The sequence below is a fragment of the Pseudomonas coleopterorum genome (assembly GCF_900105555.1).
In the GTDB taxonomy this organism is placed as follows: Bacteria; Pseudomonadota; Gammaproteobacteria; order Pseudomonadales; family Pseudomonadaceae; genus Aquipseudomonas; species Aquipseudomonas coleopterorum.
In genome coordinates, this window is the sequence record NZ_FNTZ01000001.1 from 3,428,962 (window position 1) to 3,446,504 (window position 17,543).

Genomic DNA, 17,543 nt, shown 5'->3' on the forward strand with positions numbered 1-17,543 from the left:
CTGTCAAAGGAAATTCGGGCCTCGGTGCGTGATAGAGTGGCCGTTCATCCACAGGAGCCTGCCATGCCCGCCCTGCTACTTGCTTCCAGCTCGCCCTACCGTCGCGAACTGCTGTCGCGGCTGCGTCTGCCGTTCACCTGCGCCTCGCCCGATATCGATGAAAGCCACCTGCCAGACGAGCCGGCGTGCGCCCTGGTCAAACGCCTGGCCGAACAGAAGGCGCGGGCACTGTCGGCCGCCCACCCCGGGCATCTGATCATTGGTTCGGATCAGGTCGCGGTGCTGGAAGAGAGAATTCTGGGCAAGCCGCTGGATTTCGAACGTGCGCGCGAACAGTTGGTCGCCGCCAGCGGTGCATCCGTCACGTTTCTCACCGGTCTTGCGCTATTGAATGTGGACAGCGGCGAGTGCCAGGTCGATGTGGTGCCGTTCACGGTGAACATGCGCCGGCTCTCGACCGCAGCCATCGAGCGCTATCTGCTGGCGGAAAAGCCCTATGACTGCGCCGGCAGCTTCAAGGCCGAAGGGCTGGGCGTGAGCCTGTTCCAGAGCACCGAAGGCCCGGACGCCACCAGCTTGGTCGGCCTGCCGCTGATTCGCCTGGTGGACATGCTGCTCAAAGAAGGTCTGCAAATCCCTTGAGTCCTGCAGGGCGATCACGATTGCCTTCGGGGCAGAGGGCCCGCGAAAGGGCCCTTGACCGCCCCGCATGACCTCAGCGCAGACTCGGCCCCTGGAACCCCATCCACATGGCGATCTGATCGGCAACGCTGGCACCCAGCTTTTTCGAGAAACGGTCCAGTGGCGACTCCTTCACGGTGAAGTCGACCATATCCTTGGCGCCGATCACGTCACGGGCAACCATGCTACTACTGCCCAAGGCATCGACCAGGCCCAGTTGCAGCGCCTGCTCGCCCGACCAGATCAGCCCGGAAAACAGCTCCGGATGCTCCTTGTCCTTGAGTCGATCGCCACGCCCGGCCTTCACGCTGTCGATGAACTGTCGATGGGTCGTGGCCAGAACGCCCTTCCAGAACTCGGTCTCATCGGCGCGCTGCGGTTGGAACGGATCCAGGAAGGCCTTGTGCTCACCCGAGGTATAGGCGCGTCGCTCCACGCCCAGCTTTTCCATGGTGCCGACGAAGCCGTAGCCGGCCGCGGTCACACCGATGGAACCGACCAGGCTGGATTTGTCCGCATAGATCTCATCAGCCGCGCTGGCAATGTAATAGGCACCGGAGGCGCCCAGGTCGGCGATCACTGCATAGACCTTGATGTCCGGGTGCTCACCGCGCAGGCGACGGATCTCGTCGTACACATAGCCGGACTGCACCGGGCTGCCGCCAGGACTGTTGATGCGCAGGATCACGCCTTTTACTTTGGTGTCCTCAAAGGCGCTGCGCAGGCTGCCGACGATGTTGTCTGCGCTCGCCGCCTCCTTGTCGGCAATCACGCCGCGTACGTCGATCACGGCGGTGTACCCGGATGCACCACTGGTGGCAGCCTTTTCCATATCCAGCAACGGCGAAAACAGCAAGATCGCGCCGAACAGGTAAATAAAGGTCAAGAACTTGAAGAATATGCCCCACCGGCGTGCGCGGCGCTGCTCCTGAACACTGGCCAGCAGAGTCTTTTCCAGCAATCGCCAGCTTTTCTCGTCGCCGATCGGGGCGCTGTCTTCTTCGCTGCGCGGCGCTTTCCATTGGTCAGACATTCTCTACTCCTTATGCAAGGCCACGCGCACCGGCGCGGCGACTGTCCAACCACTGCGGCAGTTGATCGAACGACTCGATACACAGCTGCGGTTCGTATTGCCGCAGCACGTCCAGCGGCAAGGCGCCATAACCCACTGCCACGCTGTGCATGCCGGCATTGCGGGCCATCAATAGATCGAACGAGGCATCGCCGACCATCAGCGAACGCTCAGGCCCCACCTCACAATGGCTCATGATCTGCTCAAGCATCAGAGGATGGGGTTTGCCGCGGGTTTCATCGGCCGCCCGGGTGATGTCGAAAAATTCCTCCCAGCCGTGGGCCTTGAGCACACGGTCCAGCCCTCGGCGCGCCTTGCCGGTGGCCACCGCAAGGCGGTAACCCTGCTCGCGAAACCCAAGCAAGGCCTCGCGGACCCCGGGATACAACAAGGAAGGGGTAGCGTCCAGGGCCATGTAGGCGTCGGCATAGCGATCGCGCATAGCCATCACCTGTACGTCGTCGAGCTGGGGGTACAACACGCTGATGGCTTCGGGCAAGGCCAGGCCGATGATGCCCTTGACCGCCTCGTCACTGCAGGGCGAATACCCCGATGCCGCCGCTGCGGCGTGCATGGCCTCGACGATCCGGCCGATGGAGTCGCACAGGGTGCCATCCCAGTCGAAAATCAGCAGTTTGTAATCAGCTTGCACTCAGTCGCTCCACGGTCTTGGCCCAGACCTCGTCGACTGGTGCCTCGACCTTCAGCTCGCCGCCATCGGGTAGCGGCACGGTCAGCGCGTAGGCATGCAGGAACAGCCGCTTGCCACCCAGGTCGCGAACCTCCTTGGAGAAGTTCTCGTCGCCGTACTTGGTATCGCCAGCGATCTCATGCCCGGCGTGCAGGGCATGCACACGGATCTGATGGGTGCGCCCGGTGATGGGGCGTGCTTCGACGATGGTCGCGAAGTCGCCGAAGCGACGCAGCACCTTGAACAGGGTCAGCGCTTCCTTGCCTTCTTCGTTGATCTCGACCATGCGCTCGCCGGAGCGCAGGTTACTCTTGAGCAAAGGCGCATTGACCTGTTTCTTGGCAGTTGCCCAATGGCCACGCACCAGGGCCATGTAGCGTTTGTCGACACCGTCGCCACGCAGCGCCGCGTGCAGGTGGCGCAGCATGCTGCGCTTCTTGGCGATCATCAACAGGCCGGAGGTGTCCCGGTCCAGGCGATGCACGAGCTCGAGCTCCTTGGCATCGGGACGCAACTGGCGAAAGGCTTCGATCACACCGAAGCTCAGGCCACTGCCGCCGTGCACGGCAATGCCTGCCGGCTTGTTCAGCACGATCAGCGCCTTGTCTTCGTAGACGATGGCGTCCTCGAGGCGCTGCAGCAGCCCTTGCGCCACCGGCACCGGCGCGTCGCGCTCGGGCAGGCGCACCGGCGGCACGCGCACGATGTCGCCAGCCTGCAGTTTGTATTCGGGCTTGATGCGCCCTTTGTTCACTCGCACTTCGCCCTTGCGCAGGATGCGATAGATCAAGGTTTTGGGCACGCCCTTGAGCGCCGTGATGAGGAAGTTGTCTATGCGTTGGCCGGCAAGTTCCGGCGCAACCTCGATCAGCTGAACGCCGGAGGTTGGGGGAGTAGTAGTCGTCATGGCCGCGATCATAACAATTTTTTATGGATTTGAAGCACTTAATGATTGCTGCTATAGTCGCGAACGCCGCCATAAGCGGCTGGGCAGCGGACAAGCGGTTATGAACCAGCCCTGACCAACGCAATTCTCGAGGACGCGAGGCCGTCCTACGGGGCTTTTGCCAGTTACGGAGTATTTGAGGGCAACGCCCGCGCAGGTGCGAGAAGGCCGATGAAAGCCCAGGAACCCCGGCATACCGGACACCTTCCTGCCTTTGTTCGACGCCACTCCCGCTTCGCAGTCGCTCTCACCCAGTTCAGGCACAAGCTTCGGAAACCCAACGCCTTAGTCATACAGGGCGAACTTTACGAATTGAAGTTCGCGATATTGCCAACCCGTTGCGGATTCAGCGCGCGGCAGCACCCGAATTATCAGGGATACGTGTAGGGTGGAGATGCACAACCGTCGGACCGTGTAGTACCGCGTCACGGCAGGAAGCAGCCTCAGGCACTTCTGCCATGCCGGTCTTGAACAAGACGCTCAAGGGCGTCCACGCCAGACGATTGATTCCTCCTCCTGACTGAGTGCTTTTGACACCACAGCAAGCAGGACGCGTCGTCGCGGTTCCGCCCCTGTTGGGCAGATATCGCTGGACACTGCAGTGGCCTAGGCCCTGTTGACGCACCTGACACCGACCGTGAGAAGTCGTGTGTGCCGAACGCCGTTTCCGGCAGCCCGGAAACCGACGGTACTACATGAAAAGAATGCTGATTAACGCAACTCAACCCGAAGAGTTGCGTGTTGCCCTGGTAGACGGCCAGCGCCTCTACGACCTGGACATCGAGTCCGGCGCCCGCGAGCAGAAGAAGGCCAACATCTATAAAGGCCGCATCACTCGCATCGAACCCAGCCTTGAGGCCGCCTTCGTCGACTTCGGCTCGGAACGCCACGGCTTCCTGCCCCTCAAGGAAATCTCCCGCGAATACTTCAAGAAAAACCCTGAAGGCCGCGTCAACATCAAGGAAGTCCTGAGCGAAGGCCAGGAAGTCATCGTCCAGGTCGAGAAGGAAGAGCGCGGCAACAAGGGCGCAGCCCTGACCACGTTCATCAGCCTGGCCGGTCGCTATCTGGTGCTGATGCCCAACAACCCACGAGCCGGCGGCATCTCCCGTCGCATCGAAGGCGAAGAGCGCAACGAGCTGCGCGAAGCACTCAATGGCCTGGTGGCTCCGGCCGACATGGGCCTGATCGTCCGCACTGCCGGCCTGGGCCGCAGCAGCGAAGAGATGCAGTGGGACCTGGACTACCTGCTGCAACTGTGGACCGCGATCAAGGAAGCCTCCCTGGACCGCTCCGCGCCATTCCTGATCTATCAGGAAAGCAACGTCATCATCCGCGCCATCCGCGACTACCTGCGCCAGGACATCGGCGAAGTGCTGATCGACAGCGTCGAAGCCCAGGACGAAGCCCTGACCTTCATCCGCCAGGTGATGCCGCAGTACGCCAGCAAGATCAAGCTGTACGAAGACAGCGTCCCCCTGTTCAACCGCTTCCAGATCGAAAGCCAGATCGAAACCGCTTTCCAGCGCGTGGTCGAACTGCCTTCCGGTGGCTCGATCGTCATCGACCCGACCGAAGCACTGGTGTCCATCGACATCAACTCGGCGCGCGCCACCAAGGGCAGCGACATCGAAGAAACCGCCCTGCAGACCAACCTCGAAGCCGCCGAAGAGATCGCTCGTCAGCTGCGCTTGCGCGACATCGGCGGCCTGATCGTCATCGACTTCATCGACATGACTCCGGCCAAGAACCAGCGCGCCGTGGAAGACAAGGTCCGTGAATCGCTGGAAGCCGACCGCGCTCGTGTCCAGGTGGGTCGTATCTCCCGTTTCGGCCTGCTGGAAATGTCCCGTCAGCGCCTGCGCCCTTCGCTGGGCGAAAGCAGCGGCATCGTCTGCCCTCGTTGCAGCGGCACCGGGATCATCCGTGACGTCGAATCGCTGTCGCTGGCCATCCTGCGCCTGATCGAAGAAGAAGCCCTGAAGGACCGCACTGCCGAAGTCCGCGCCCAGGTGCCGATTCCAGTCGCTGCCTTCCTGCTCAACGAAAAACGCAACTCGATCACCAAGATTGAACTGCGTACCCGCGCCCGTATCGTGATCCTGCCGAACGATCACCTGGAAACGCCGCACTTCGAAGTGCAGCGCCTGCGCGACGACAGCCCGGAAGCGCAGAACAGCCAATCCAGCTACGAAATCGCCGCCGCCGAAGTGGAAGAAGTACAACCAGTGGCCGCCACCCGCACCCTGGTTCGCCAGGAAGCGGCGGTGAAAACCGCGCCGACCCGCACTGCCGCTCCGGTTGCCGCCGAAGAAGCAGCGCCCGTGGCCGCAGCTGCGCCCGCACCGGCTCCACAGATCGCCGAGCCAAGCCTGTTCAAGGGTCTGGTCAAGTCCCTGGTCAGCCTGTTCGCCACCAAGGAAACGCCTGCCGCTCCGGTGGTCGTCGAGAAGCCTGCCACCACCACCCCCGAGCGCCCAGCACGCGAAGAGCGTCGCAACGGTCGTCAGCAGAGCCGCAACCGCAGCAGCAATCGCCGCGACGAAGAACGCAAGCCGCGCGAAGACCGCGCACCGCGTGAAGACCGCGCCGCCCGCGAAGATGCACCCGCCGCACGCGAAGAACGCCCTGCCCGCGCGCCGCGCGAGGAACGCCAGCCGCGCGCTCCGCGTGAAGACCGCCGCCCACGCAACGGTGGCGACGACGCACCACGGGTACGTGAACTGCGTGAGCCTCTGGACGCACCGACCGCTCGCGAAGAACGCCCCGCCCGCGAGGAGCGTGCTCCACGTGAAGAGCGCGTGACCCGCGAAGAGCGCGCTCCTCGTGAGGAACGTGCACCGCGTGAAGAGCGCCCAGCCCGTGAAGAACGCGCACCACGCGAGGAACGTCCGGCCCGTGAAGAACGTCAGCCTCGCGTTGCCCGCGAAGAACGCGCAGCGCATCCGGAACAGGCATCCGAAACCGACGCCGACACTGCCGAAGACGTGCTGAACAACGGAGAGCTGCTGCAGGACGACAACCAGGAAGGCAACGACGGCGATCGTCCGCGTCGCCGCTCCCGTGGTCAGCGTCGCCGCAGCAACCGTCGCGAACGTCAACGCGATGCCAACGGTGACGTGATCGAAGGCTCGGAAGAGCCCAACGAGTCGACTACCCAAGGCGAGTCCAACGGTGCAGCCTTGGCCGCCAGCGTTGCCGTCACAGCCGCAGTCGCGGAAAACGCCATCAGCGCTTCTGCCGAAGCCCAGGCCCACGAACAGGCCGAACAGGCCAATCGCAGCGTGCAACCTGCCGCTGCCCAGGAAGTCGACGCTGAAGGCGAAAGCCTGGCTGCGCCGGAAATCGTCGCCACTGCGCCGACTGCCGAAGCCGCCGTCGAGACGCCGGTTGCTACCCCTGTCCAGGCGGACAGCCCTGCCGAAGTCGAACGCCCTGCAACGGTCTCGGCACCGGACACCTGGGCGGCGCCTGCCAACGAAAGCGCTGCACCTGTGGTCGAGCAACAGCCCGTCGTCGAAGCAGCCAAGCCTGCCAAGACTCACGAGCCAGTGCAGCAGGACGTCGCCGAGCCGGTGGAAGTAACGCCTCCGTTCGACACCACCCCTGCGCCGATCAGCCAGCCCGGCGCCGACGTCGAAGTGGACGCACCGGTGGTCGTCGATCCAGCACAGGTCAACGAGCCTGCGTTCCAGCCGCGCGCCGTGCCAGCCGTCGAAGAAGTGCCTTCGTTGCCTGCCGAGCCTGCCGAGCCTGCCCTGCACCAGATCAGCGAACCTGCTGCTGTGGAGCCGTCGCCTGTCGAGCCAGTCGCGGTCGAACCTGCCGCCGTCGAGCCTGTGACGGTAGAACCGGTCATCGCGCCGGTTGCCGAACCTGCTCCTGCGAGCGAGCCTGTGGTGGTTGCACAACCCGAGCCGCCCAAGGAAGCCGAACCGGCACCGGGGCGGCCGAGCAACGGCCGTGCGCCCAACGATCCTCGCGAAGTGCGTCGTCGCAAGCGCGAAGCCGAGGAAGCAGCGAAGCTCGCCGCGCTCAAGCCTGAAACCGAAGTATCGAGCGCTGCTGACAGCGCGCAAGGTACTCAGGACGAGCCCAAGCCGCTGGTGTAATCACTGCGTGTGAATCAGCCCCCGCCGCCCACGCGCCGGGGGCTTTTTCTTGCCTGCCGCTCAGATATTCGGGCTGATTTGAAGCTTAATGCATCTAATGCGTTGACAGCCTCACAGGTATCTGTAGAATGCGCCTCCACAGACGCGGGATGGAGCAGTCTGGTAGCTCGTCGGGCTCATAACCCGAAGGTCGTCGGTTCAAATCCGGCTCCCGCAACCAAACATCGGAAGGGCCACTCTATAAACGGGTGGCCTTTTTCGTATGCGCTCGAAAAAGCCAATAGCCACCTAACGAAGGCTGCACGCGAGCAATGTGAAAATTGCTTTACAGTTGGCCAGGCGCCGGTCACCCATGGCGCACAGGCGTTAGAATGGCGCGAATTATTTTTTCCACAGGGATTGGTACTTTGACGGGATCCCGGCATCCTGTTGCGCACAATCCAAGAGGTGATTGATGCGCTCTGACTTGCCCGACTCAACCGCTATGGAACTCCCACCTGCCGCTGCCGCCGGCCCGATCAAGCCCGAGCGCGCGCGCTGGCTGGATCTGCTGAGCCGCTACCGGCAGCCGGTGGGGCTGGCCGTTACCCTGTTGCTGTTTGCCATCGCCCTGCTCGCCTGTCGGCACCTGCTCAGCGAACTGGACATCTACGCGCTGCACGACTCGGTACTGGCCACGCCGCCTGCCGCACTGGGCGGAGCCTTGCTGGCCATGGTCTGCGGCTTCATCATTCTGCTGGGCTATGAATGGTCCGCCAGCCGCTATGCGAATGTGACCCTCCCGGCACGTACCTTGGCCCTGGGGGGCTTTACCTCGTTCGCCATCGGCAACGCCATCGGCTTGTCGATGCTGTCCGGCGGTTCGGTTCGTTACCGGTTGTACTCGCGACTGGGCGTAGGCGCGGGCGAAGTCGCGCGCATGACCTTGTTCGCCAGCCTTTCGCTGGGCTGTGCATTGCCGCCGCTTGCCGCCGTGGCCACCCTGAGCAGCCTGCCTGCCGCCTCGCTGGCCCTGGGGCTTTCGCAAGGGCTGCTGGGAACCATCGCCGCGATCGTGCTGCTACTGACTGCCCTGCTGGTGCTGGGCGTCTATCGACGTCGTCTTGCCGAGCAGCCGCTGGCCGATAACCTGCTGGTCCGCGCCGGACATCGCACCCTGCGCTTACCGAGTGCGCGCCTGACCCTGCTGCAACTGGTCATCACCGCACTGGACGTGGTGGCAGCCGCCACCGTGCTCTATCTGTTGCTGCCCGAGGCTCCGCCGTTCGGTGCCTTCGTGCTGATCTACCTGCTGGCCCTCGCTGCCGGGGTGCTCAGCCACGTACCTGGGGGCGTCGGGGTCTTCGAGGCGATTCTGCTCGCAGCGTTCGCCGACACCCTGGGCGCCGCGCCCCTGGCAGCGGCGCTGCTGCTGTATCGCCTGATCTATGTCGTGCTGCCGATGCTGGTGGCGTGCGTGCTGCTGCTGGCCAACGAAGCGCGCCGTTTGTTCTTCGCCCAGCAGGCCATTCGCGTGGCCTCCGGGCTCGCCGCTCCGATCCTGGCGGTGCTGGTGTTCCTGTCCGGGGTCGTGCTGCTGTTCTCCGGTGCGACCCCAGAGATCGATACGCGCCTGCAGGACCTGGGCTTTCTGATCCCCCACCGCCTGATCGATGCTTCGCACCTGGGTGCCAGTCTGGTGGGCGTGCTGTGCCTGCTGCTGGCACAGGGGTTGCGCCGTCGCCTGTCGGCCGCGTGGGTATTGACCATGGTGCTGCTGCTGGTGGGTGCCGTGCTGTCGCTGCTCAAGGGCTTCGACTGGGAAGAGGCCTCGCTGCTGTGCATGACTGCACTGCTGCTCGCCGTCTTCAAGCGCTCCTTCTACCGGCCCAGCCGCCTGCTGGAGCTGCCGCTCTCCCCGCTGTACCTGATCGCCAGCGTGTGCGTGGTGGGTGCGTCGATCTGGTTGCTGTTCTTCGCCTACCAGGACGTGCCCTACAGCACCAAGCTGTGGTGGCAGTTTGCGTTGGATGCCGATGCACCTCGCGGCCTGCGTTCGGCCCTGGGCAGCGCAGTGTTGTTGATCGTGGTTGCGCTGACCTGGCTGCTGCGCACCGCGCGCCCGGTGATCCATCTGCCCACACCCGAGGAAATGCAGCGCGCCGCGACCATTCTCAAGGCGTCGCACCAGCCCGATGGTGGCCTGGCCCTGACCGGCGACAAGGCACTGCTGTTCCACCCCAAGGATGAAGCCTTTCTGATGTATGCCCGCCGCGGGCGCAGCCTGGTGGCGCTGTACGACCCCATAGGCCCGACCCAGCCGCGCGCCGAAATGATCTGGCAGTTCCGCGACCTGTGCGACTTTCACCACGCGCGCCCGGTGTTCTATCAGGTCCGGGCCGAGAACCTGCCGTTCTACATGGACATCGGCCTGACCGCGATCAAGCTGGGCGAAGAGGCCCGGGTCGACTTGTACGCTTTCGATCTGGAAGCCAAGGGCAAGGAGATGAAGGACCTGCGCTACACCTGGAACCGCGGCACCCGCGACGGTCTGTCACTGGAGATCTACGAACCCGGACAGGCGCCGCTGGAAGAGCTCAAGGTCATTTCCGATGCGTGGCTCACGGGCAAGAACGTACGGGAAAAGGGTTTTTCCCTGGGCCGCTTCAGTCCTGAATACCTGAACCATTTCCGCATCGCGATCGTCCATTTCGAAGGTAAGCCCGTGGCGTTCGCCAACCTGCTGGAAACCGACAGCAGGGAACTGGCCAGCCTGGACCTGATGCGTGCGCATCCCCAGGCGCCCAAGCTGACCATGGAGTTCATGATGGTAGGCTTGATCCAGCACTACAAGAAACACGGCTACGGGCGCTTCAGTCTGGGCATGGTGCCGCTGTCCGGTCTGCAACCGCGACGCGGTGCCCCCCTGACCCAGCGCCTGGGCTCGATGGTGTTCAATCGTGGCGAGCAGTTGTACAACTTCCAAGGCCTGCGCCGGTTCAAGGACAAGTTCCAGCCTACCTGGGAGCCTCGCTACATGGCCGTGCCGGCGGGCCTTGATCCGCTGGTGGCACTGGCCGATACCGCCGCCCTCATTGCAGGTGGCCTGACAGGATTGGTGAAACGCTGATGATTCGACGTTACTGGCGCAAGTTGTTCGCCTTGATCGTGGTACTGCTGCTGGCAGCTGCCGGCTACTACTGGTGGGCCACTCGCCCTGTCCCAGCTGCCCAGCTCAGCGTACAACGCCTGAGCAACGGCAGCGAAGCTCGCGATGTCGTCCCCGGCACGCGGACCAAGTCCCGGGTGGCCATCGCACTGCCCGCCGCCGAAGCCCTGACTGACAAGCAGTTGCTGGACTTGAGCCGGGACGCCTCCGCGCACATCGTCCAGGTGATCCTGCCGGAAACCGACTGCAGCGCGCAGCAAGCCGCCTTGAATGCCGCCATCGAGCGACTCGACGCCAAACCGGATCTGGTGGCGGGGATCGGTCCGGGCGCCTCGCTGGCCTGGCGCTGGCTGGCCACGCAGGACAACGATAAGGCCCAGGCCGTGTCGGTGGATCTGAGCGTGGAGAAACCCGACGGCTGTCTGCCGGAGTTGCCGAAGAAGGCCGAGCATGGTCAATGGATGGTCGCCTGGAACGACAACCCCGACGACGCCAGCGCCGCGTTCGTGCGCGACCAACCCAATGCCCAGACCGTCATCAGCGATTACGACGTGAAGCTGCCGCAGGTGTTGAAGAATCAGGTCACCGATATTCTGGTCGGCGATGAAGGCACCCACCTGGCCATTCCGGTGGTCGAGGTGCCCGCAACGCAGAGCAACGACACCGTCAGCCTGTTCCTTTCCGGCGATGGCGGCTGGCGCGACCTCGACAAGGCGGTGGCCGGAGACATGGCGACCATGGGTTACCCGACGGTGGGCATCGACACCCTGCGCTATTACTGGGAGCACAAGACACCCGAGCAAAGCGCCGACGACCTGGTCGAACTGATGCATTACTACCGACAGAAATGGGGTGCGAAGCGCTTCGTGCTGACCGGCTATTCGTTCGGTGCCGACGTGCTGCCAGCGATTTACAATCGCTTGCCCGCCGAAGAGCAGAACAGCGTCAGCGCGATCATCCTGCTGGCCTTCGCGCGCAGTGGCAGCTTCGAGATCGAAGTCGAGGGATGGCTGGGCAATGCGGGCAAGGAGGCACCTACCGGCCCGGAAATGGCCAAGCTGCCGGCCGCCAAGGTGGTCTGCGTTTACGGCGAGGAAGAGGCCGATGAAAGCGGCTGCACCGAAGCCACCGCAGTGGGTGAGAAAATGAAGCTGCCAGGCGGGCATCACTTCGACGAGAACTACCCTGCGCTGGCCAAGCGCCTAGTGCAGCAGATCGACAAGCGTACCGGCTCGAACTGATCCGGCTCTAAAAACAAAGCCCCGGACCTGAACAGGTACCGGGGCTTTTTTGTGGGTGTCAGGTGGGGCTTCTTCGCGGGCACTGCCCGCTCCTGCAGGGGAGTCGAGTCAGCAATGGGCATGCCCTGCTGCTGCCTCCCCTACATCTCCACCTGCGTACCCAGCTCGATCACCCGATTCACTGGCAGCTTGAAGAAGCGCAGGTTGCCGTTGGCGTTCTTCAACATGAAGGCGAACAACTGCTCGCGCCAACGCGCCATGCCGGCCAGCTTGGAGGGGATCACTGTTTCGCGACTGAGGAAATAGGTGGTACGCATCGGGCTGAAGTCCAGGTCCGGCAGATCACACAGGGCCAGGGCGCCCGGTACGTCCGGTTCATCCATGAAGCCGTAGTGCAGAATCACCCTGAAGAACCCCTCACCATAGCTTTGCACTTCGAATCGACGGCCCACTGGCACCCGCGGCGTGTCCTCGTTGACTACCGTCAACAGCACCACTTGTTCATGCAGCACCTGGTTGTGCAGCAGGTTATGCAACAGCGCATGGGGTACGGCATCGGAGCGCGCGGTCAGGAACACCGCCGTGCCCTGGACGCGATGCGGTGGCTGCACGCTGATGCTGCCGATGAAGATAGGCAGCGGCAGTCCGCCCTCGTCGATCCGCTCGACCAGCAGTTGCTTGCCGCGCTTCCAGGTGGTCATGAGGATGAACAGCACGGTCCCCGCCAGCACCGGAAAGGCACCGCCCTGGATGATCTTCGGCACGTTGGCGGCGAAGAACAGGCCATCCACCAGCAGGCAGCCGATCAACACTGGCACGGCCAGCACTGGCGGCCATTTCCACAGCAGCAGCATCACCGCCGAGACCAGAATGGTCGTCATCAGCATGGTGCCCGTGACCGCCACACCGTAGGCCGAAGCCAGGGCGCCGGAGGATTCGAAGCCGATCACCAACAGCACCACGCCGACCATCAACGCCCAGTTCACGGCGCCGATGTAGATCTGCCCCTGCTCGCTGCTCGACGTGTGCTGAATGTGCATGCGCGGAATATAGCCCAGCTGAATGGCCTGCTGGGTCAGGGAAAAGGCGCCGGAAATCACTGCCTGCGAAGCGATCACGGTGGCCAGGGTGGACAATGCCACCAAGGGCACCAGGGCCCAGCCCGGCGCCAGCAGGAAGAACGGGTTGCGCGCCGCTTCGGGATTCTCCAGTAGCAGGCCACCCTGACCGAAGTAGTTCAGCACCAGAGCGGGCAATACCAGGATGAACCAGGCGCGAGCGATCGGCTTGCGGCCGAAATGGCCCATGTCGGCGTACAGCGCTTCGGCACCGGTCAATGCCAGCACCACGGCGCCCAAAATCGCCACGCCCATGCCGGGATGAACGATGAAGAAGCGCACTGCCCACACCGGATTCAACGCCTTGAGCACCTCGGGGTGCTGGTACACGCCGTAGGCGCCGAGCAGCCCCAGCACCAGAAACCACATCACCATCACCGGACCGAACAGCTTGCCGATGCGCTGGGTGCCGTGTTTCTGGATCAGGAACAAGGCCACCAGCACCACCAGCGCCATGGGCACAACCCAGCGCTCCAGGCCATCGAAGGCCAACTCCATGCCCTCGATCGCCGAAAGCACCGAGACGGCCGGAGTGATCATGCTGTCGCCGTAGAACAGCGCCGCACCGGCCAATCCGCACACCACCATCAACGCGCGCAGCCTGGGCAGTGCTGAAGTGGCACGGGTCGCCAGTGCTGTCAGGGCCATGATGCCGCCCTCGCCCTGGTTGTCGGCGCGCAGCACGAACAGCATGTATTTGATCGAGACCACCCAGATCAGCGACCAGAAGATCAACGAGAGGATGCCCAGCACGCCATCGTGGGAAATGGGTACGCCGTAGCCCCCGGAAAAGACCTCCTTGAGGGTGTACAGCGGACTGGTGCCGATGTCGCCATATACGACGCCGACCGCTGCCACCAGCATGCCGATCGGGCGGGCTGTCGAATGCCCACCATTGCCGTCACTACTTGCCTGAACCATCGACTACTCCTGCGACCTTGATTTGTAACGCCATGTGGCGCGACGCGGCGAAGCATAGCGCAGCACTCGTCGTAATTCCTCGCATAATGCTGGTCAAGAGACCTCGCCATCGCTAGAATTGCGCACTTTTTGATCAGAGGCGTACCCAGCGCCCGCCTGTGCGGCCCACGAGGCCCTATCGATACCGAGGTTAGCCATGTCCACCACTCCTTCGTCGGCCGCTCCAAAGGTCGGCTTCGTCTCGCTGGGTTGCCCCAAGGCCCTGGTCGACTCCGAGCGCATCCTGACTCAGTTGCGCATGGAAGGTTACCAAGTGGTACCGACCTATGAAGACGCCGACGTCGTGGTGGTCAACACCTGTGGCTTCATCGACACCGCCAAGGCCGAGTCGCTGGAAGTGATCGGCGAGGCGCTCAAGGAAAACGGCAAGGTCATCGTCACCGGCTGCATGGGCGTCGAAGAGAATGCCATTCGCAAGGTGCATCCCAGCGTGCTATCGGTCACCGGCCCTCAGCAATACGAGCAGGTGGTCAACGCCGTGCACGAAGTGGTGCCACCGCGTCAGGACCACAACCCGCTGATCGACCTGGTACCCCCGCAGGGCATCAAGCTCACGCCGCGTCACTATGCCTACCTGAAGATTTCCGAAGGCTGCAACCACAGCTGCAGCTTCTGCATCATTCCCTCGATGCGCGGCAAGCTGGTCAGCCGCCCGGTGGGCGATGTCCTGAGCGAGGCCGAGCGCCTGGTCAAGGCCGGGGTCAAGGAAGTGCTGGTCATCTCCCAAGACACCAGCGCCTACGGCGTGGACGTCAAGTACAAGACCGATTTCTGGAACGGTCGCCCGGTCAAGACGCGCATGCTCGAACTGTGCGAAGCCCTGAGCAGCCTGGGCGTCTGGGTCCGCCTGCATTACGTGTACCCCTACCCCAACGTCGACGACATCATTCCGCTGATGGCCGCCGGCAAGATCCTGCCGTACCTGGACATCCCGTTCCAGCACGCCAGCCCGAAAGTGCTCAAGGCGATGAAGCGCCCGGCCTTCGAAGACAAGACCCTGGCGCGCATCAAGAAGTGGCGCGAGCAGTGCCCGGATCTGATCATCCGTTCGACCTTCATCGTCGGCTTCCCCGGCGAAACCGAAGAGGATTTCCAGTACCTGCTGGACTGGCTGAGCGAGGCCCAGCTGGACCGCGTCGGCTGCTTCCAGTACTCGCCGGTCGAAGGCGCGCCGGCCAACCTGCTGGACGCCGACATCGTTGCGGACGACGTGAAGCAGGACCGCTGGGATCGTTTCATGGCGCACCAGCAGGCGATCAGTGCGGCACGCCTGCAGATGCGCATCGGCAAGCGCGTGGAAGTGCTGATCGATGAGGTCGAGGAACAGGGCGCCGTGGGTCGCTGCTTCTTCGATGCGCCGGAAATCGACGGTAACGTGTTCATCGACGATGCCACTCACCTCAAGCCGGGCGACAAGGTCTGGTGCACCATCGTCGACGCCGACGAATACGATTTGTGGGCCGAACTGGCCTGATTCGCGTCCCCGTAAAGCAGCAGACGAGGCAGCGGCGAACCACCCGGTTCGCCATCGCGCCCACTCCCGTTGCCGGTCGCTGGGTAATCTGCGCGGGCTTAACCGCCGCCAGACAGTTACACTAGCGCCCTTTCCCAGCTACGGCCGCAGTCATGTCTGAACCCATTCGTCTCTCCAAACGCCTCATCGAACTGGTCGGGTGTTCCCGCCGCGAGGCTGAACTCTTCATCGAAGGCGGCTGGGTGTCCGTTGACGGCGTGGTGGTCGACGAACCGCAGTTCAAGGTGGACGCGCAGAAGGTCGAGCTCGACCCGCAGGCCAAGGCCGAAGCGCCGGAACCGGTCACCCTGTTGCTGCACCAGGCGCCGGGACAGAGCGCCGAAGAGGCGCTGGCCACCCTTGACGCCCAGACCTTGTCCAGCGAGCACGCCTTCGGCAAACGCCCGCTCAAGGGCCACTTCCTGCGCCTGAGCTGCGCGGCCGAGTTGCCGGCCAACGCCAGTGGCCTGCAGATTTTCACCCAGGACTGGAAGACCCTGCGCAAGCTGACCGCCGACGCGGCCAAGATCGAACAGGAATACGTCGTGGAAGTGACGGGCGAAATGAGCCCCCACGGCCTCAATCGCCTCAACCACGGCGCACTGTACAAAGGCAAGGCACTGCCGGCGGTCAAGGCCAGCTGGCAGAACGAGACACGCCTGCGCTTCGCCCTGAAGAACCCTGCACCGGGCGTATTGCAGCAACTGTGCGCCAGTGTCGGCCTGACCATCGTCTCGATCCGTCGCATCCGTGTCGGTGGGGTGTCGATGGGCAAGCTGCCGCTGGGCCAGTGGCGCTACTTGACGAGCAAGGAAAAGTTCTGAACCCTCTCTTTTTCCGGCGCTGCCTGGGCAGTGTCGTTCAACCAGGACCTACACCATGATTCACAACGATGTACTGCGCAGCGTGCGCTACATGCTCGACATCAGCGATGGCAAGGTGGCTGACATCACTGCCCTGGGCGGACTGGAGATCAGCAAGGCCGACGTCATCGCCTACACCAAAAAAGACGAGGAAGAAGGCTTCGTGCATTGCCCGGACGCGGTCCTGGCGCACTTTCTCGACGGCCTGGTGATCTATCGCCGTGGTCGTGACGAGAGCCGCCCGGCCCAGCCGGTCGAGCTGCCAGTGACCAACAACATCGTGTTGAAGAAACTGCGCGTGGCCTTCGAGCTCAAGGAAGACGACATGCACGCCGTGCTCAAGTCGGTGGACTTTCCGGTGTCCAAGCCCGAGCTGAGCGCCCTGTTTCGCAAGTTCGGCCATAACAACTACCGTCCCTGTGGCGACCAGTTGCTGCGCAACTTCCTCAAGGGCCTGACCCTGCGGGTCCGCGGTTAAGCCCTATGGCCTATAGCGTCGAACCCATCGGTTTTGTCCGCTCCTGTTTCAAGGAAAAATTCGCCATCCCGCGCCAGCCCCAACTGGCGCCGGCCGCGCGCGGCGTGCTTGAGCTATTGCCACCGTTCGATCAGGGCGAGGCTGTGCAGGGTCTGGAACAGGTCAGCCATGTGTGGCTGCTGTTCATGTTCCATGAGGCCTTGGAAGACAAGCCGCGCTTGAAGGTTCGTCCACCACGGCTGGGGGGCAACCAGTCGATCGGCGTCTTCGCCACCCGCGCTACCCATCGACCCAACGGCATTGGCCAGTCAGTGGTGCGCTTGGACAAGATCGAAGGCTCGCGCTTGCACCTGTCCGGTATCGATTTGCTGGACGGCACGCCCGTGCTGGACGTCAAACCCTACGTGCCTTATGCGGACAACGTGCCTGGCGCCGTCAACGCGATTGCCAGCGCCGCGCCCGAGCCTATTGCCGTGCAGTGGCAGGAGGCCGGTCTGGTGCAAGCCCGAACGCACGGCGCTCGCTTGCAGCAGCCCTTGGTCGAACTGATCGAGCAGTGCCTGGCCCAGGACCCGCGTCCGGCCTACCAGAAACCCGCGCCGGAGCGCGAATACGGTGCGCGATTCTGGGATGTGGACGTGCGCTGGCACTACCCGCAACCCGACCTGATTCGCGTGCTGGAAGTGGTGTTGCCCTAGA

12 protein-coding genes and 1 tRNA gene are annotated in these 17,543 nt (G+C 63.4%); 9 read left to right on the forward strand and 4 right to left on the reverse strand.

The genetic code is table 11. The features are described 5' to 3' along the window. Positions 1 to 63: 63 nt before the first annotated feature. The gene (locus BLV18_RS15325; RefSeq protein ID WP_090359705.1) at positions 64 to 642 is read left to right on the forward strand and encodes a Maf family protein; all 579 of its coding nucleotides are present in this window, start codon (positions 64 to 66) and stop codon (positions 640 to 642) included. A gap of 73 nt (positions 643 to 715) precedes the next feature. On the opposite strand, the gene BLV18_RS15330 is transcribed toward BLV18_RS15325, so the two are convergent. Genes BLV18_RS15330 through rluC form a run of 3 tightly spaced genes read right to left on the reverse strand, consistent with a single transcriptional unit; the run spans position 716 to position 3,351 of the window. Beyond that, positions 716 to 1,714 (reverse strand): S49 family peptidase, encoded by a 999-nt coding sequence (locus BLV18_RS15330; RefSeq protein WP_090359707.1) that lies wholly within the window; start codon positions 1,712 to 1,714, stop codon positions 716 to 718. 10 nt (positions 1,715 to 1,724) lie between these two features. Further along, positions 1,725 to 2,405 (reverse strand): HAD-IIIA family hydrolase, encoded by a 681-nt coding sequence (locus BLV18_RS15335; RefSeq protein ID WP_090359709.1) that lies wholly within the window; start codon positions 2,403 to 2,405, stop codon positions 1,725 to 1,727. Beyond that, a complete protein-coding gene (rluC, locus tag BLV18_RS15340; RefSeq protein ID WP_090362328.1) occupies positions 2,395 to 3,351 on the reverse strand; it encodes a 23S rRNA pseudouridine(955/2504/2580) synthase RluC in 957 nt (318 codons plus the stop codon). Before rluC ends, BLV18_RS15335 begins: the two co-directional genes overlap by 11 nt. 734 nt (positions 3,352 to 4,085) lie before the next feature. On the opposite strand from rluC, the gene rne reads away from it, so the two are divergent. The 4 genes from rne (at position 4,086) to BLV18_RS15360 (ending at position 11,891) form a co-directional block, all read left to right on the forward strand. Then, the gene (gene rne, locus BLV18_RS15345; protein WP_090359711.1) at positions 4,086 to 7,502 is read left to right on the forward strand and encodes a ribonuclease E; all 3,417 of its coding nucleotides are present in this window, start codon (positions 4,086 to 4,088) and stop codon (positions 7,500 to 7,502) included. A 143-nt stretch (positions 7,503 to 7,645) separates the two neighbouring features. Further along, positions 7,646 to 7,722: transfer RNA gene (locus BLV18_RS15350), tRNA-Met, on the forward strand. A 234-nt stretch (positions 7,723 to 7,956) separates the two neighbouring features. Beyond that, positions 7,957 to 10,611 (forward strand): bifunctional lysylphosphatidylglycerol flippase/synthetase MprF, encoded by a 2,655-nt coding sequence (gene mprF, locus BLV18_RS15355; protein WP_167375951.1) that lies wholly within the window; start codon positions 7,957 to 7,959, stop codon positions 10,609 to 10,611. Beyond that, positions 10,611 to 11,891, forward strand: a complete 1,281-nt coding sequence (locus BLV18_RS15360) for a virulence factor family protein (RefSeq protein ID WP_090359715.1) — start codon at positions 10,611 to 10,613, stop codon at positions 11,889 to 11,891. Before mprF ends, BLV18_RS15360 begins: the two co-directional genes overlap by 1 nt. A 140-nt stretch (positions 11,892 to 12,031) precedes the next feature. Here BLV18_RS15360 and BLV18_RS15365 read toward each other — a convergent pair whose 3' ends face one another. Then, positions 12,032 to 13,930, reverse strand: coding sequence for a potassium transporter Kup (locus tag BLV18_RS15365; RefSeq protein ID WP_090359717.1), 1,899 nt, complete (start codon positions 13,928 to 13,930; stop codon positions 12,032 to 12,034). Between the two features lie 196 nt (positions 13,931 to 14,126). Between BLV18_RS15365 and rimO the strand changes: the two genes are divergently transcribed. The 4 genes from rimO to tsaA all read left to right on the forward strand — a co-directional run bounded on the left by rimO (position 14,127) and on the right by tsaA (position 17,542). After that, positions 14,127 to 15,464 carry a 30S ribosomal protein S12 methylthiotransferase RimO gene (gene rimO / locus BLV18_RS15370; protein WP_049862251.1) on the forward strand — a complete coding sequence of 446 codons (1,338 nt, stop codon included), beginning with the start codon at positions 14,127 to 14,129 and terminating at the stop codon, positions 15,462 to 15,464. A 152-nt stretch (positions 15,465 to 15,616) separates the two neighbouring features. After that, complete coding sequence (locus BLV18_RS15375; RefSeq protein ID WP_090359719.1) at positions 15,617 to 16,327, forward strand: rRNA pseudouridine synthase; 711 nt, start codon at positions 15,617 to 15,619, stop codon at positions 16,325 to 16,327. Between the two features lie 55 nt (positions 16,328 to 16,382). Then, positions 16,383 to 16,844 (forward strand): YehS family protein, encoded by a 462-nt coding sequence (locus BLV18_RS15380; RefSeq protein ID WP_090359721.1) that lies wholly within the window; start codon positions 16,383 to 16,385, stop codon positions 16,842 to 16,844. A 5-nt stretch (positions 16,845 to 16,849) separates the two neighbouring features. After that, the gene (gene tsaA / locus BLV18_RS15385) at positions 16,850 to 17,542 is read left to right on the forward strand and encodes a tRNA (N6-threonylcarbamoyladenosine(37)-N6)-methyltransferase TrmO (protein WP_090359722.1); all 693 of its coding nucleotides are present in this window, start codon (positions 16,850 to 16,852) and stop codon (positions 17,540 to 17,542) included. The last annotated feature ends 1 nt before the right edge of the window (position 17,543 follow it).

What these genes read in the sequence shown, in the direction of transcription:
- BLV18_RS15325 (WP_090359705.1), top strand. Translation starts at nt 64, where the DNA reads ATGCCCGCCCTGCTACTTGCTTCCAGCTCGCCCTACCGTCGCGAACTG.
- BLV18_RS15330 (WP_090359707.1), bottom strand. Translation starts at nt 1,714, where the DNA reads ATGTCTGACCAATGGAAAGCGCCGCGCAGCGAAGAAGACAGCGCCCCG.
- rluC (WP_090362328.1), bottom strand. Translation starts at nt 3,351, where the DNA reads ATGACGACTACTACTCCCCCAACCTCCGGCGTTCAGCTGATCGAGGTT.
- rne (WP_090359711.1), top strand. Translation starts at nt 4,086, where the DNA reads ATGAAAAGAATGCTGATTAACGCAACTCAACCCGAAGAGTTGCGTGTT.
- mprF (WP_167375951.1), top strand. Translation starts at nt 7,957, where the DNA reads ATGCGCTCTGACTTGCCCGACTCAACCGCTATGGAACTCCCACCTGCC.
- BLV18_RS15360 (WP_090359715.1), top strand. Translation starts at nt 10,611, where the DNA reads ATGATTCGACGTTACTGGCGCAAGTTGTTCGCCTTGATCGTGGTACTG.
- BLV18_RS15365 (WP_090359717.1), bottom strand. Translation starts at nt 13,930, where the DNA reads ATGGTTCAGGCAAGTAGTGACGGCAATGGTGGGCATTCGACAGCCCGC.
- rimO (WP_049862251.1), top strand. Translation starts at nt 14,127, where the DNA reads ATGTCCACCACTCCTTCGTCGGCCGCTCCAAAGGTCGGCTTCGTCTCG.
- BLV18_RS15375 (WP_090359719.1), top strand. Translation starts at nt 15,617, where the DNA reads ATGTCTGAACCCATTCGTCTCTCCAAACGCCTCATCGAACTGGTCGGG.
- BLV18_RS15380 (WP_090359721.1), top strand. Translation starts at nt 16,383, where the DNA reads ATGATTCACAACGATGTACTGCGCAGCGTGCGCTACATGCTCGACATC.
- tsaA (WP_090359722.1), top strand. Translation starts at nt 16,850, where the DNA reads ATGGCCTATAGCGTCGAACCCATCGGTTTTGTCCGCTCCTGTTTCAAG.